This window comes from Pseudomonas pharyngis (assembly GCF_021602345.1).
Classification (GTDB): Bacteria; Pseudomonadota; Gammaproteobacteria; order Pseudomonadales; family Pseudomonadaceae; genus Aquipseudomonas; species Aquipseudomonas pharyngis.
In genome coordinates, this window is sequence record NZ_BQID01000044.1 from 1 (window position 1) to 486 (window position 486).

Below are 486 nucleotides of genomic sequence, written 5' to 3' on the forward strand. Positions count from 1 at the left end.
GTTCGGCCCCGGCTTCCAGCACCACCTTCATGCCGCTGCTGAGGTGAATTTCCTGGCCGGCGTCGATGAATTGCCCGGTGCCGATCTTGATGTGCTGGTTCACGCCCACGGTCAGGTGGTCGTTGGCGCGCGCTTCGACTTTGCGGTCTTCGTAGACGGTGTGGTGTTCTTCGGCCTTGAATTCCGTGTAGCTGTTCTTTTCCACGACGTCGTGGCGTTCGTTGCCGACGCGGATTTTCTGGTCGTGTTCGATGTTCTCGTCCCAGTCTCGCTGGGCGTGGAGGAAGATCTGCTCCTGGCCTTTCTTGTCTTCGATGCGCAGTTCGTTGAAGCCGCCACCGCCCATCGAGCTCAGGGTTTTGAAGGTGGTGCGGGTCTTGTTCGCCGGCAGGGCGTAGGGGACGGTGTTTTCCTTGTGGTACAGGCAGCCGCTGATCAGCGGCTGGTCGGGGTCGCCCTCGAGGAACGTCACCAGCACTTCCATGC

General features: G+C 60.7%; 1 protein-coding gene. It reads right to left on the reverse strand.

Annotation, left to right across the window (positions count from 1 at the left end):
* On the reverse strand, positions 1 to 486 hold a 486-nt coding region (locus L6D74_RS29890; RefSeq protein ID WP_445009184.1), incomplete at both ends, for a bacteriophage T4 gp5 trimerisation domain-containing protein.